Source organism: Rhizobium sp. BR 362, assembly GCF_036528765.1.
Lineage (GTDB): Bacteria > Pseudomonadota > Alphaproteobacteria > Rhizobiales > Rhizobiaceae > Rhizobium.
The window spans coordinates 21,621-34,428 of sequence record NZ_JARWGH010000044.1 but is presented as its reverse complement, the minus strand read 5'-3'; the positions used below and the strand labels follow the sequence as shown (position 1 = coordinate 34,428).

At 57.7% G+C, this 12,808-nt stretch carries 14 protein-coding genes and 1 pseudogene; 4 read left to right on the top strand and 11 right to left on the bottom strand.

Features of this window, described 5'->3' with window-relative positions:
• Positions 1-332 precede the first annotated feature (332 nt).
• Entirely contained in the window at positions 333-1,247 is a 915-nt protein-coding gene (locus QDY28_RS27975; protein WP_331384553.1) for a LysR family transcriptional regulator, read from the top strand.
• Between the two features lie 8 nt (positions 1,248-1,255).
• Here QDY28_RS27975 and QDY28_RS27970 read toward each other — a convergent pair whose 3' ends face one another.
• The 4 genes from QDY28_RS27970 to QDY28_RS27955 form a co-directional block, all read right to left on the bottom strand.
• Positions 1,256-2,149, bottom strand: coding sequence for a LysR family transcriptional regulator (locus tag QDY28_RS27970; protein WP_331384552.1), 894 nt, complete (start codon positions 2,147-2,149; stop codon positions 1,256-1,258).
• A gap of 124 nt (positions 2,150-2,273) precedes the next feature.
• Positions 2,274-3,068, bottom strand: a complete 795-nt coding sequence (locus tag QDY28_RS27965; RefSeq protein ID WP_331384551.1) for a carboxymuconolactone decarboxylase family protein — start codon at positions 3,066-3,068, stop codon at positions 2,274-2,276.
• Between the two features lie 149 nt (positions 3,069-3,217).
• Positions 3,218-4,201 carry an aldo/keto reductase gene (locus QDY28_RS27960; protein ID WP_331384550.1) on the bottom strand — a complete coding sequence of 328 codons (984 nt, stop codon included), beginning with the start codon at positions 4,199-4,201 and terminating at the stop codon, positions 3,218-3,220.
• Between the two features lie 117 nt (positions 4,202-4,318).
• Positions 4,319-4,696 carry a DUF2255 family protein gene (locus tag QDY28_RS27955; protein ID WP_331384549.1) on the bottom strand — a complete coding sequence of 126 codons (378 nt, stop codon included), beginning with the start codon at positions 4,694-4,696 and terminating at the stop codon, positions 4,319-4,321.
• A 457-nt stretch (positions 4,697-5,153) separates the two neighbouring features.
• On the opposite strand from QDY28_RS27955, the gene QDY28_RS27950 reads away from it, so the two are divergent.
• The 3 genes and pseudogenes from QDY28_RS27950 to QDY28_RS27940 all read left to right on the top strand — a co-directional run bounded on the left by QDY28_RS27950 (position 5,154) and on the right by QDY28_RS27940 (position 6,629).
• Entirely contained in the window at positions 5,154-5,522 is a 369-nt protein-coding gene (locus QDY28_RS27950; RefSeq protein ID WP_331384548.1) for an antibiotic biosynthesis monooxygenase family protein, read from the top strand.
• 25 nt (positions 5,523-5,547) lie between these two features.
• Positions 5,548-5,760 (top strand): hypothetical protein, encoded by a 213-nt coding sequence (locus tag QDY28_RS27945; protein WP_331384547.1) that lies wholly within the window; start codon positions 5,548-5,550, stop codon positions 5,758-5,760.
• Between the two features lie 175 nt (positions 5,761-5,935).
• A pseudogene (locus QDY28_RS27940) lies at positions 5,936-6,629 on the top strand (helix-turn-helix transcriptional regulator).
• Between the two features lie 157 nt (positions 6,630-6,786).
• Here the strand turns inward: QDY28_RS27940 and QDY28_RS27935 are convergent.
• The 7 genes from QDY28_RS27935 to QDY28_RS27905 form a co-directional block, all read right to left on the bottom strand.
• Positions 6,787-7,053, bottom strand: a complete 267-nt coding sequence (locus tag QDY28_RS27935; protein WP_331384546.1) for a DUF2277 domain-containing protein — start codon at positions 7,051-7,053, stop codon at positions 6,787-6,789.
• Between the two features lie 627 nt (positions 7,054-7,680).
• Entirely contained in the window at positions 7,681-7,902 is a 222-nt protein-coding gene (locus tag QDY28_RS27930) for a hypothetical protein (protein WP_331384545.1), read from the bottom strand.
• A gap of 321 nt (positions 7,903-8,223) precedes the next feature.
• Positions 8,224-8,688: a DUF2269 family protein gene (locus QDY28_RS27925; protein ID WP_331384544.1), complete on the bottom strand. Its 465-nt coding sequence runs from the start codon at positions 8,686-8,688 to the stop codon at positions 8,224-8,226.
• The gene (locus tag QDY28_RS27920; protein WP_331384543.1) at positions 8,685-9,971 is read right to left on the bottom strand and encodes an SDR family oxidoreductase; all 1,287 of its coding nucleotides are present in this window, start codon (positions 9,969-9,971) and stop codon (positions 8,685-8,687) included. The genes QDY28_RS27925 and QDY28_RS27920 overlap by 4 nt, the downstream gene beginning before the upstream one ends.
• 240 nt (positions 9,972-10,211) lie before the next feature.
• Positions 10,212-11,192: a sensor histidine kinase gene (locus tag QDY28_RS27915; RefSeq protein ID WP_331384542.1), complete on the bottom strand. Its 981-nt coding sequence runs from the start codon at positions 11,190-11,192 to the stop codon at positions 10,212-10,214.
• A 973-nt stretch (positions 11,193-12,165) separates the two neighbouring features.
• Positions 12,166-12,348: a hypothetical protein gene (locus QDY28_RS27910; protein WP_331384541.1), complete on the bottom strand. Its 183-nt coding sequence runs from the start codon at positions 12,346-12,348 to the stop codon at positions 12,166-12,168.
• A 55-nt stretch (positions 12,349-12,403) separates the two neighbouring features.
• Positions 12,404-12,661 carry a hypothetical protein gene (locus QDY28_RS27905; RefSeq protein WP_331384540.1) on the bottom strand — a complete coding sequence of 86 codons (258 nt, stop codon included), beginning with the start codon at positions 12,659-12,661 and terminating at the stop codon, positions 12,404-12,406.
• Positions 12,662-12,808 lie beyond the last annotated feature (147 nt).

Sequence of the window (12,808 nt, the reverse complement as noted above, 5' to 3'; positions counted from 1 at the left end):
AGTCCATGGGGCCGTCCGCGACGGCCATGAGTTTCGCCTCAACCCCTTTTACTTCGCCAATCCCGGCCGCCACTGCCTCGGCAACGCGCGCGGTGTGACCGAAGCCACTGTCGTATACGATTGAAATCAACAACTCGATCGCCTTCCTGCAACGAGAATGCACATGACGGGCGGCCGATTTGGGTCGATTGACCTTAATCGCCCTGAAAACGTCACTTGCCTGATCTCCTCATTACAGTAGAATGACATTCAGCAGTGGCGATTGTTTTTCACTTGTTTATTTCCTCGAATTCCGCAATCACAGCATAGAAAGCCTCTGAAAAGGTTTCGCCATGCGCGATAGATTTGACGGGATAGAAGTTTTCGTGGAAGCGGTCGAAGCTGGGGGCTTCAAACGCGCTGCCGATCGGCTTTCCCTCACGCCTTCGGCGGTCGGCAAGGCCATCGCGCGCCTGGAAGAGCGACTTGGCGTTCGCCTGTTTCAACGAACGACCCGCACGCAATGTCTGACTGAAGACGGCCAGCAATATTACGAGCGCTGCCTGCGTGCCATCGAGGAATTGCGCACGGGCGAATCCCTTCTGGAAACTGGACGGCGCGAGGTCGTCGGTAAACTTCGCGTATCGCTGCCCGTATTGTTCGGCCGCTATTGCGTCGCGCCCATCCTGCGTGCCTATGCTCGCCAGCACCCGAAGCTTGAGCTCGAACTCAGCTTCAATGATCGCCAAGTCGATATGATCGCCGATGGTTTTGATCTTGCCGTTCGCAACGGCGCGCTCGGCAACGGAACATCTCTGCGCGCTCGGCGCCTCGTCAGCCAACGCAAGGCGCTTTGTGCCTCTCCGGCCTATCTGGCGGCACGCGGACAGCCGCACTGCCTTACCGATTTAGGGGATCACGACATGCTCGTTTATTGGCGCAACGACTATGCGCTGCCCTGGCGGCTTCCCGATTTGTCCGGCAACCTCGTTGATGTGCCCGTCACATCGAGACTGCGTTTTGATGACCTGGAGGCGATCACGGACGCCGCGGTCGAGGGCATGGGGCTTGCTTGGCAGCCCCATTGGCTCGTTAGCGATCACATACGCGCTGGCAATCTGGTCGAACTCTGGGCGGACAGGCCAAGTGCCACGGTGGAAGCCTATGCGGTCTGGCCGGCAGCGCAGCATCTGCCATTGCGTTCCAGGCTGGCGATCGACGCTCTTGCGAGCGAATTGCCGAAGCGCTTCGGTCAGGAGGCCGCTTAGGTCGCCAATCACGTTGACTGACGTAGCGCGTTCACAAGAAGGGAAAAAGCCGGAGAGGCTTGACGGCGGCTGGGATAAAACAAGTGAAATCCCTCCCAATAGGGCGAATAATCTTCGAGAAACCGATGCAGGCGCCCGGTTTCGAGATAGGGCTTGGCAATATCCTCCGGAACGTAGGCGAAACCAAAGCCGTCGAGAGCCGCCTCGAGAACATTATAGATCGTGTTAAAGACGAGCTGTCCGTCCACCCTGACCTTGATCTCTCGTCCATTCTCCTCGAATTCCCAAGCGTAAAGGCCGCCATAAGTTGGAAGTCGAAGATTGATGCAGCGATGCAAGGTCAACTCCTTCGGGTGCGCGGGAATATCCCGAGACGCAAAGTAGGATTCGGCGGCGACGACGGCGAAGCGCACATCGGGCCCTATCCTGACGGAGATCATGTCCTTGGCGATCTGTTCGCCAAAACGCACGCCCGCGTCATAACGATCTCTGACAATATCCTGCAGACCGTAATTAACATCGAGTTCAAGCCTGATGTCCGGGTATTGATGGAGGAAGCTGCGAAGCTTCGGCCATATGTAATGCTGGATCTGATAGTCGCCGGCAGTCAACCGGATGGTTCCGGCAGGCTTTTCACGCAATGTGCTGAGGCCATCGATCGCCGTGCCGATCTCGTCGAAAAGCGGACCGATGCTCTCCAGCATCCGCTCGCCGGCTTCCGTCGGCGAGACACTGCGCGTCGTCCTCGTCAAAAGCCGCACACCCAGCCGCTCCTCGAGCTGACGGATCGTATGGCTGAGCGCCGACTGCGAAACGCCGAATTTGGCAGCCGCTTTCGTGAAGCTGCGCTCTCTCGCGACCAGCAGGAACACCATCAAATCATTGACGTTCTGCCGCTCCATTCATGATCCCCTCTCATAACCAGGTGCCCATTTATAAAGCACGCCATTACGAAAAGGTAGCGACGAAGGTTGGAGCAGCGATCAGCCGGATCACGTTCGCCTTCGCTCGCATGCTGTCGGAGCCTCATTTCGCCCGATTGCGCAGTACGTCTCCGACGACGGCCGAGGCGGAGAAAGCATTTGGCCATCCGGCATAGAAGGCGGTGTGGGCAACGACCTCTCCGGCTTCTTCGGCGGTGAGACCGTTGTCCATCGCGCGGGTGAGGTGATAAGTAATCTGGGCGCTCTGCCCAGAGGCGATGAGCGAACTTACAGTCACAAGGCTCCTGTCCCGCGGCGCAAGACCCGGCCGCTGCCAAAGATCGCGAAACAACGGGTCAGTCGTAAACAGCACCAGTCCCGGCGAAATCTGTCCGACATTTTTCTCGACGGCGGCGGCGCGCTGCTGCTCCACGTCTTCATTCAAAGGCAGCAATTGCGGGGAGGCCGCTGGGAGTTGATCGGCCGCGATATTTCGTGCGGCAAACACCTCCTTCGTCACGGCGATGGCAGACATAGCGTTCGACCAACCTGAATAGAAGGCAAGATGGGTGATGGTCTCTGAGACTTCGCTTGGGGTGACACCGTTATCGAGAGCGAGATTTACATAGTGCTTCAGATCGACAGCCTGGTTTCGGGCGATCAGGACCGAGAGCGTGACAATGCTGCGGTCGCGGCGCGAGAGCTGCGGTCGCTGCCACAGGTTCCCCATCACGTCTTCTTCGGCATACCGGCTAAGAGCCGGCGAAACGGAGCGGATGTCGTTGACCAACAATGACGAAGCCGTTTGTGGCATACCTCCGCCACCCGTTCCTTCCTGAGCGAAGACAGGCTCACCCATGGTGAGCGAGATCGCCGTGGCCGCTAAGATCCGTTTCATTGACATTCCTTCCGGTTTGCTATTTGTCGCGCATCGCATCGGACGCCTGTCCATCCGCGCGAGCGCGGCTTTGCCGACCTTTGGCGATATTCGTGGAGACGTGCCGCATGCCGGCTGTGGCAGCGGCCTGACATTCAGGCCAATGATCCCTAAAGGCCCGAACGGCGCAGCATTGCTTCGGGATAGCGGGCGCCCTCGATGGCGATATTGGCTTGTTCGATCTCGTCGAGATCGGCCCTATCCAGAGCGACATTCAACGCGCCGATGTTCTCCTCGAACCGCTCCAGCTTGCGGGTGCCGAACAGAGGAACAATCCAGGGCTTCTGTGCCAGAAGCCAGGCTAGCGCGACCTGCGCCGGCGTCGCACCATGTTTCTCGCCAATCTTGCGGATCAGATCGACCAGCTTCTGGTTGGCGATGCGCGCCTCCTCGGAGAAACGTGGGATGTCCGCTCGAATATCCGAATTATCGAACGTGGTGTTGACATCGATCTTGCCTGTCAAAAATCCCTTGCCCAATGGGCTGTAAGGAACGAGCCCGATACCGAGTTCCTCGATCGTCGGGATGATTTCTGGCTCCGGCTCGCGGGTCCATAGGGAATATTCGCTCTGCAGCGCGGCAACCGGTTGGACCGCATGTGCCCGCCGTATGGACTGGGCGCCGGCTTCGGACAGGCCGAACCACAGCACCTTGCCTTCGGCAATCAGATCCTTCACCGTCCCCGCGACGTCTTCCATCGGCACTTCCGGATCAACCCGATGCTGGTAATAAAGATCGATATGATCCGTTCGCAAGCGCTTGAGGCTGCCTTCGACAGCGCGTCGGATCTGCGCCGGCTTGCTGTTGACCCCGCCGCGATGCTGGCCGGTTTCCTGATCGATATCCCAGCCGAATTTTGTGGCGATCTTGATCTTGTCGCGGACCGGCGCGAGCGCCTCGCCCACCATCTCCTCATTGGTCCACGGCCCATAGACCTCGGCCGTGTCGAAAAAATCCATGCCGCGTTCGACCGCATTGCGAAGAAGGGCAATCATTTCCGCCCGGTCGGGAAGCTCGCGCGCCTTGCCATAACCCATGGCGCCAAGCGACAAGGCGGAAACCTCAAGGCCTTCGCCCAGTTTGCGCTTGATCATGTTGCGTCTCCTTCTGTGGAGTTGGTGTTGGACGGCCAAACATCATCAAGAAGCGAATGAAGCGCTCTGCCCTCGGCGACTACGCGCCCTTGACCGTGATATGATCCAGTCTGGCCCTCAGGATTCCTCTCGCGGGGCAATCTTCACGGTCGCCGCGCGTGCTCGGGCACTGATCATGGGCGCCAGATACGGGCTTTTGCCATATTTAGCGCGATAGGCATCGTCGACGCGGTTGTTGATCGGCCCGTCCACCGGCTCAAAGACGACCTCCCGCGTCATGCCGGCCGCGATGATCCGGCCGGCCTTCTGGCGGACCGCAGCCTGATACCAGCGGGACGTCTGACCATGGTAGCCGCGCACATAGAGATCGCCGTCGACCACCACCTCCCAGATCCATGTCGGGGTGCCATAAGTGGCGCCGTCTTCGCGAAATGGTGCGATCTTCAGATCGTCCGCTTGATCGATCTTCGCAAGCTCATCCTGTGACCAGTTCATTGCCATCCTTCGTCAATTGTTCGCCAGCAACCACACGACGTCGCCGGACTGATCTTCGGTTGTCCAGCCAAGGTCTTGCCGTGACGGTCGGGCGCAGCGAGCCCATACATCCGAGAGGAGCAACCAGCGCTCCCGATTAAACAGCCCTTTGCAAGTCTCATTGAATATAGCGCGCTTGCCGGAGCTCGATTAGGCATGACAATTCGCATGGGCTTATGAGCATGGCTAATCAATGAGGGCTTCCGGAATGGTTGGTCGCCATGTCCCGAAACCAAAGCTGCCCGTGACAGGGTCTGCTTCACGGGGGAACATCAAGCGACATGCTTGGCAGCGTTTTCGACCAAGCAAGAACAGCGGTCAGATTGACCATAAGAATGGTGCCAGAAACTGTCACCATGGGTATGCGAAGTAGCTTCTACCGGACCAGGATGTCTTGTCCGCGAGAAGGATCTGAAACATGCCACGGTTTGAACCGCTTGATCCCACATTCCCAGTAACCCGTCAGATCGATATCGATGCAGGCCCCATCGTGATGATCAATCTCTGCACCATGGCGCCCGACGACGAGGCCGCGTTCCTGGCCGCATGGACCGAAGATTCCCTGTTCATCAAGCGCCAGCCCGGTTTCATTTCGACCCAGTTGCACCGCGCGCTCGGTGAGAGCCCGACCTACATCAACTATGCTGTCTTCGACAGCGCGGCCGCATGGCGCGATGCCTTCAAGAATCCGGAGTTTCAGGAGAGGCTGAAAGCTCACCCTCCTTCGGTTGTGGCCCGGCCTCACCTGTTCCACAAGGTGGCCGTCCCCGGGCTCTGCACCGCCTGAAGCATGCAGTTGCAGTGCAGCGGCTATGGAGCGTGCACGCCTCCTCGGTGTTCAAACCATCTTCGATTATCGCACAACCGATCTGTCTGAGATTCGCGAGGGTTTCGATGTGGTCTACGACACGGCCGCCACGATGACGATCGCGATCGGGCTTGGCCTTCTGCGCGAGAAGGGCATATTCTTGGATCTCAATCCATCACCAGGAAATTCATCCGCGCGATGTTCGATCGGCGATTGAAGGTCATCATATGCACACCGAAGCCTGAGATTCTCAATAAGCTTGCTCACGCAGCCAAAGATGAGCAATTTCGACTTCCTATAGCCGAAATCGTGCCCCTCAGCGAAGCTGTCCAACTGATCACCGCTCTTAATTCGGGAAGAAGGCTTGCCGGAAAGGGCCCCGTCGCAATGGATTGAACGTGTCACGAAGTCATCGATTATTTGATCTCCTGCAAGTGCTTCGCCGCTACCGCGGAACGGTATCCGGCGAGGTGTTGGCGCGCGAAGTTGGCGTATCATTGCGCACCATCCGCCGCGACGTCGCGACACTGCAAGCGATGGGCGCCGACATCGTTGGCGAGCCGGGCGTCGGCTACATATTGCGCCCAGGCTTCCTTCTGCCGCCGCTTTCCTTCACCGAAGAAGAACTTCAGGCACTTGTCGCTGGTGCGCAATGGGTCAGCCATCAGACCGATGATACTCTGGCGCATGCCGTGCAAAACGCACTCGCGAAAATCAGCGGGGTTCTTTCGCCCGACATGCGCCGTGCCTTGGACGACAATGCCCTCTATGTTGGTCGTATCGACAAAGGCGCATCGGTACTCGATCTGGCGCAGGCTCGACGCGCATTGCGCGACCAGCGCAAGATGCGCATCCTACGCAGACGAAAGCCGGACCATAGCGGAGCGGACCATATGGCCGATTATGATCGGTTTCGTTGAATCGAACCGATATATTGCCGGCTGGTGCGAATTGCGCTGCGACTTTCGCATTTTCCAAGCTGACCACATCCTGAAGGCCGAATTCTTGGAAGATCGCTACCCGCGCAACCGTCGGCAGCTCGTGCAGGAGTGGCGTGCTCAGGAAGAGCGCCCTTGCAATCGATAATATTACCGCGCGAGCGGGTAATGACACTCAATTTCGCAATTGGCGCATCGGATTCTAAACCGGCGTCGTACTCGACTGACGGTAGCGCTATTGCGCCCATGCGCCACAAGTAGGCACGGCCGTTGCCGTCATAAACCACGATTGGAGGCGGGTTTGTCTACGCGAACCGGGTCGCCGTTCTCGCGCGCGCCTTTGCCGCCACTTCCTCACGGTCGCGAGGAGGTTGCGACGTCTCCAACGAATCGAGCAGTTCGTGCGCGCATGCCGCTATCGAACTCACGGCCCGCTCGAACGCGGCCTCATTGCGTTTCGACGGTTTCGTCGTTCCGCTCACCTTACGCACGAACTGGAGAGCGGCGTCATGAATCTCCTCGTCCGTCGCTGGGGGATCGAAATTGAAAAGGGGTTTTATATTTCGGCACATGACTTGCTCCCGGTCTTCTCTCTGTCACTGAGGTAGCGTGGGCTGATATAGGGTAGCCGCGTGTGTGCCAATTGCAACCGGCCAAGCGGGTCGGACAAGCCTTCACCATGCTAACCATAGAGCCGGGACCAGGCATCGTGCCCGGAGACGACCGGCAGAAGCTGCTCTGCGTGAGCGCGACGAAGAGCGCCTCGGGAAACACTGGCAAGGCTCTGCGGTAAAGCCACCTCCGTACATAGGAGTAGGCACCATGCCGAAGGCCGCATGGCGCAAGCTGGAGGGCGTATATCATCCACGACATTATCGTGTTCTAATTCAAACAGGTCGGAAGTCCTCCGACGATTTCAAATCGAGCACTTCATAGTAACTTTGCCCCTATCTCTAACCGGATAGGGGCTTTTTATTTGCTCGTGGATTACGCGGCCACTAGTCGGAGACTTCGAAGATCAAAAAAAGCCCCGCGGTAAACGGGGCCGAGTTCGGAAGTGAACCTGCGGTAATGCAAGTTCTAAAGAAAGGAACGGATCAGGGCGAATTTTGTTCCCATGTTCGGTGAGCTGCTGACGACTTCATCTTCTAATCCGCCGACAACGGGTTGCCTCGGATAACGCTCGTTCCAAAAACCTTTCATCTACCGTCTGCTGCAGGCCAGTCGTTGGATGGCTCCTCCTCCACCCCTTTCCCTGATGCTCGCAGCGGTTCCGGGTAACCAGCCTCCCGAAGCATCGCGACTTCGTCAGCGAGGGTTGAAAGCACGAATGACCGGTCGGCGCCCTGAGCCGTCAACTCGTCGACGAGTTGCACGAGCCTTTGCTTAATCTCCAATGAAATCTTCTGGGTATTGGCCATGACACCGCTCCCTGCTTCCATAGTAAACTCGAGACATCGCAGTTGCCAGCAATCCACGAGAAGGCGGCCGCCTGACGATCGCGACCGGCATATATCTTGATCGAGCCACATCGGACCGGAGCGTCCGAAACGGCCACGTGCGCTCCCGACCATGATCTTCGAGGTGAGAGGGACCATGCACGCCCTGACCATAGAACTCAATTGCGATGGCGGCAATGCGTTCGCCCTCTTCCGATTGCCTGGCCATCCCGACCTCTGTCAGCGGTTCGTCGAAAGCAGACTGGCAGGCGGCGAGCTCTCGGGCATTGAGAAAACCCGGATTTAGGCTGGCTGCGTGATCATCAGCCAGATAATCCCCAACACAGCGGCAAAAGCCGGAAACCCGAAATAAAACCAGGTCCAAAACAGCCTGTGATATCGCGGCGGCAACGGCTCACCGCTCGTGGCTGCTTCCGTGGCAATCTTGTGCATCTCCATCTGCATCCAAACGACCGGCAGCCAGAAAGCACCCGTGAAGAGATAGAGAACGATCGACCAAACGATCCAGCGCTCCCAGAGGGAATGGCCTGTGCTCCAGGCGAGTGCGATGCCGGTAATCGGCTGGGCGATCACGGCTGTGGTCGTAAAGACGAAATCTGCAATCACGACGATCCGCGCGACCGCGGCCACTGTCATCGCGTTACCCGTGCGATGCGCGAGCAGCATGAAGAAGGCGATGCCTGCACCGGTGCCGAGCAGAACGGTGGCGCCGATGATGTGCAGGAACTTAAGCATGAAAAAAGTCATCGCTCCTCCAAAATAGCAAGGGCGACGAGATGCAGCACAAGAATCGGCCATATTTTCACCAGTGGGCCGAGCGGATCTTTCCACAGGGCGGGCAATATGGCGGTTCCCGCTACAGCATAGAAGAGTGAGAGCAGGATCGCTCCCCAAAGACCCCAGCGCGCGGTACTGCGAAAAGCGATGGCGCATCCGATAGCGATGTCCGCAAGAGCGCCGGCGACCACGCTGGCCGCTGCAGATGTGCCTGCTCCGCCCGCCAACATCAACTGGATACCGTGCTGGAACCCAGAGGTCAGTGAAATTACTCCCGTCGATATCCAGAAAAGTGGCAGCAGCCCAAAAATGACGGGTTTCAGGAAATAAAGTTTGGCAAACCAACGCTCCTGAACGGAGACCGGGCGTTTCGCCAAAGCATCGTCCAACGATAATGGCCGGATTCCCGTGGCCACCGTCCAAGCACGGGGATCGCCGACAGCACCGCGGCTGATCTCCTTTGCGGCAGTGCTCCGAACCGGCGGCCGCCAGCCAAGCAATCCGGCAAGATCGCCTAGGCGATAAAGTAGGCTGGCGAGTGGGCGAGGCAGCATGTAACGCTTCGCAGGCGACCAACCAAGCCATCTCCGATATCGCGCTACGACCTCGTCAAATTCCAGCGCTTGCGGGCCGACGATTTCCAGCGATAGCTTCGACGGAGCCTTTTTGTCGATAAACCGAACAACGGTTTCGACGACATCATCGAGTTGAACCACCTGAAGCTTCCCCGTGTCCGGCATCGACGGCAAATAAGGCATAGCAGCAAGGCCGCGAAACAACGCACTCGAACCAAAAGCAGCTTCTCCGAGGATCACGGCAGGCCGGAGGATGATCCAATCGAGATCCATCGTCATCAGCACCGTGTCGCCAGCAAGCTTCGTACGTGAAAAGGCAGAGGGCTGCCGCCGATCAATTCCGACGGCGGAGAAGTGGATGACCCGTCTGATGCCCAACTGTTCGCAAGCACGAAAGAGGGCTTGCGGTGCGCGGGAATGGACCGCGCTCATGTTGCGCCCTATGCCATCCTGCAGCGCACCAGCGCAATTCACGACGGCCTCTACTCCCTCAAGATGATGCCTCCAATTGGCTGGTTCACTGGCGCGCGCCAAATCTATTTCGACCGAAGATCCTGCGGCGGCGGCCGATGCCGTTCCCGGACGGACGACCCGGACAAGCTCGTGCCCACCCTCGATCAGTCGGGCACAGATAGCACTTCCAACGAAACCGGTTGCTCCGGTAACAAGGATTTTCATGTTAACAAAGCCTAGGGCGGTCGACGGGGCTCAAACCTGCGCTTGCACAATTTGTTCCTGCGTCAGCCCCGTCGACTGCGGGGAGCTCTCGTCAGATATCTGTTCGATGTTGCGGGACTCAGTTCCATCATACGACGGCTAGAACCGACGTGCTGTCACGCCAGTTGATTTCCTGAACACTTCGTTCACGCATCGGTGTTCAGGTGATCGATGATGCGTCGGAATGCCATCCAGGCGCTTTTACGGCCCGATCGGGGTCGTTCCACTATCCCCCTCCGTGTACAAAACGATATGGCAAACCACACCGTTCGGTTCGAACTCGATCATTGCTTCGCCTTCGCCCGGGCCGAGAACGCGTTCAATTAACTGGCTTCCAAAACCTCTTTGTTCCGGCACTTTGACCAAAGGCCCATCGATTTCTTTCCAGTAAAGGTGAACGGCGTTTTCATCCTGCCGCCATTCGATGGTGACGCTGCCATTTGCCGAGAGTGAGCCGTACTTGATTGAGTTCGTCAGCAACTCGTTGAAGACCAGCGCCAGCTTGACTGCCAGCTCGGGCCGAACCGCGACGTGGGGACCGCTTAAGCTAATGCGATCTAAGGAAACTGATCCGAATACCGCCTCCAGCAACTCCCGCAGATTCCGATTTGAGACTGGATCGGACATTCGCAAGACGGTAGCCATAGCAAGAAGGCGCTGACTGAAGACCTGAAGCTGCGCCTGGCCAATGTCCTTGAATGTCCGCTTCGCCAACGAGTCGGTCATTTGAAGGAGGTTACTGATGCGGTGTTTCATCTCTCTGGCGATCAGATCGGATTGCTCCTCAGCTTGCCGCAAGGCGCGCACAAGCAGATGCATGAGATGCGCTGTCGCAATGATCAGTGCGCTCGCCAACAAGAATACGGTTAATCCGATCCAAGACTGCTGCGTCAGCGCAAACGAATTGAGAGCCGGAAGCCATGCGTAGGCGGAAACGGTCGCTGCCAGAATGGTGGTGAGCAAACCACAATAGACACCGCCGAAAGTGCTGGCGAGCATCACTGCCGGGAACATGGTGATGAATGGGAGCCCGGCAATTGCGGGCTCCATCAAATAACGCAACAGGCTCGCGATGCCGACGGCCGAGACCGCGATTATGATCGTGCGACTAAGGGGAACGGGACCTCGAGGCAAATACGAGGCAAATCGCTTGGTCAGCCGGAAATTCGATGCCTCGTTCATACACGTGCCCCGGTAAAGAGCGCTCAACTGATCGATCGAGCTGCGCCAGCAGGGAAACAATAGTAGCATCTCTGTTCATGTCGAGAGAAAAGCAATGACAAGGATTCAGGCCCCGACTTCAAAGTGATCCTGGAAGAAAGCCCTTCCCGCCCCGCTCAGGAAGATGCTCCATTGGCTGAACTCAAATGCGTCAAACACTGTGAATTCCAGATGATCGTCCGCCCAATCAATCCGTTTACTGAGGCATCTTCTCAATGTGCTGCTGAGGCGGCGCTGGGCTCTCGTGCCGTCCTGAAGTAAGCCCGGTGATAACCACAACTGCTGCAACCACTATGTAAATAATGGTTCCTTTAGGTTTTCGGTCCGACAGGCAATGCCTCGTCGACTCTAGCGAGCGCGGATGTTCAGACATCTTGTTCCTTTAGTATTGAACGAAGCATATCTAGTCGATCAGAAGCGCCTAATAAATGAATAGATTCGCGCGCCTCCTTTGCAAGGGGCGAATACCTGTGCCGTCGCCCAACTCTCGACATTTTTAATTACCTAATACAAGCTTCACACGATTTTGCCGGGGGGCATCGGGATGTACGGACGCTATCTGAAGATGGCTTTACTATGTGCAGCAACACTAGCCGCCACCGGTGTGCCAGCTTGGTGGCTGGCGAAGGAGACCTACTTCAGAGCGATGTTCGAGAGTGGATATTATCTGCTGTTGCTGCCGCTATATCCAGTTGTTTGGATTTGCAGCTCTATTGTTTTGGCCCGCCAAGCAGAGCGGCGGTTTTGGCGCCAGTAAGCCTTCGGGCAGCTTCAGGATCACGTAATCACTGTTTCCTGCGGGCGCTCAACTGCCATGGCTCGCGCTGAGCGATCGACAAACAGCATGTCGTCAGCGCGGTGCGTCTCAGACGTCCAAATAGAATGTCGGCGCCGCCCCCAACCAGACGTTCGTCATCCTCGATCTCTCCGAACCTTACAGGGCCACGCCGGTTATCGGATTGACGATCGGCCGTTCGCTCTCGTCCTTGCTGCCAGCGGGCTGCACGGTTGAGGGCGCGAGTGATTCCTTGTCCGCCTTTTCAGGCTTTTCCGGTACCGGATTGACGTCCTTGGGCACTCGCTGCTCGGGCGTTGCATTCGTGTCGTTGGTGCTCATCGTCTTCTCCAAACTTGGCGTCCGCCTAAAAGAACAAGGTTGCCGGCGCCGCTCCTCAATCGAATTGTTCGCCATGTCCGATCTGTTCGCGAACGGCATCGCCGACTGGCGGATCATCTGCCGGATCCGGGTCGGCACTGTTGGCGTCTTCGAGAGAGTGGGCCGCCGCGACCAGCGCGACGAGTACCTCTCGCGTGCCCCAGCCCGCTTCGTTCGCGGAGGCGATGACTTCTTGCAGCGCGTCTCTGGCCGCCGCCTTCAATTCCTCGAAGCGCTGCTGCAAATCCTGAGATCCTGGTGATGGAAACGGCATGGTCGGCTCCTCTTGCTGCCGAGGTAACCCGCAGGACAACAGTCGGTTCCCGGCGACGCCTTGACGGATCCCTGCGGGAGTCGTTTCTATTCAGTGGGGAGGCAAGTTATGCTATTACTTGGCGTTTATTGAAAAAGGTTCGCGCGG

What these genes read in the sequence shown, in the direction of transcription:
- QDY28_RS27975 (WP_331384553.1), top strand. Translation starts at nt 333, where the DNA reads ATGCGCGATAGATTTGACGGGATAGAAGTTTTCGTGGAAGCGGTCGAA.
- QDY28_RS27970 (WP_331384552.1), bottom strand. Translation starts at nt 2,149, where the DNA reads ATGGAGCGGCAGAACGTCAATGATTTGATGGTGTTCCTGCTGGTCGCG.
- QDY28_RS27965 (WP_331384551.1), bottom strand. Translation starts at nt 3,068, where the DNA reads ATGAAACGGATCTTAGCGGCCACGGCGATCTCGCTCACCATGGGTGAG.
- QDY28_RS27960 (WP_331384550.1), bottom strand. Translation starts at nt 4,201, where the DNA reads ATGATCAAGCGCAAACTGGGCGAAGGCCTTGAGGTTTCCGCCTTGTCG.
- QDY28_RS27955 (WP_331384549.1), bottom strand. Translation starts at nt 4,696, where the DNA reads ATGAACTGGTCACAGGATGAGCTTGCGAAGATCGATCAAGCGGACGAT.
- QDY28_RS27950 (WP_331384548.1), top strand. Translation starts at nt 5,154, where the DNA reads ATGCCACGGTTTGAACCGCTTGATCCCACATTCCCAGTAACCCGTCAG.
- QDY28_RS27945 (WP_331384547.1), top strand. Translation starts at nt 5,548, where the DNA reads ATGGAGCGTGCACGCCTCCTCGGTGTTCAAACCATCTTCGATTATCGC.
- QDY28_RS27935 (WP_331384546.1), bottom strand. Translation starts at nt 7,053, where the DNA reads ATGTGCCGAAATATAAAACCCCTTTTCAATTTCGATCCCCCAGCGACG.
- QDY28_RS27930 (WP_331384545.1), bottom strand. Translation starts at nt 7,902, where the DNA reads ATGGCCAATACCCAGAAGATTTCATTGGAGATTAAGCAAAGGCTCGTG.
- QDY28_RS27925 (WP_331384544.1), bottom strand. Translation starts at nt 8,688, where the DNA reads ATGACTTTTTTCATGCTTAAGTTCCTGCACATCATCGGCGCCACCGTT.
- QDY28_RS27920 (WP_331384543.1), bottom strand. Translation starts at nt 9,971, where the DNA reads ATGAAAATCCTTGTTACCGGAGCAACCGGTTTCGTTGGAAGTGCTATC.
- QDY28_RS27915 (WP_331384542.1), bottom strand. Translation starts at nt 11,192, where the DNA reads ATGAACGAGGCATCGAATTTCCGGCTGACCAAGCGATTTGCCTCGTAT.
- QDY28_RS27910 (WP_331384541.1), bottom strand. Translation starts at nt 12,348, where the DNA reads ATGAGCACCAACGACACGAATGCAACGCCCGAGCAGCGAGTGCCCAAG.
- QDY28_RS27905 (WP_331384540.1), bottom strand. Translation starts at nt 12,661, where the DNA reads ATGCCGTTTCCATCACCAGGATCTCAGGATTTGCAGCAGCGCTTCGAG.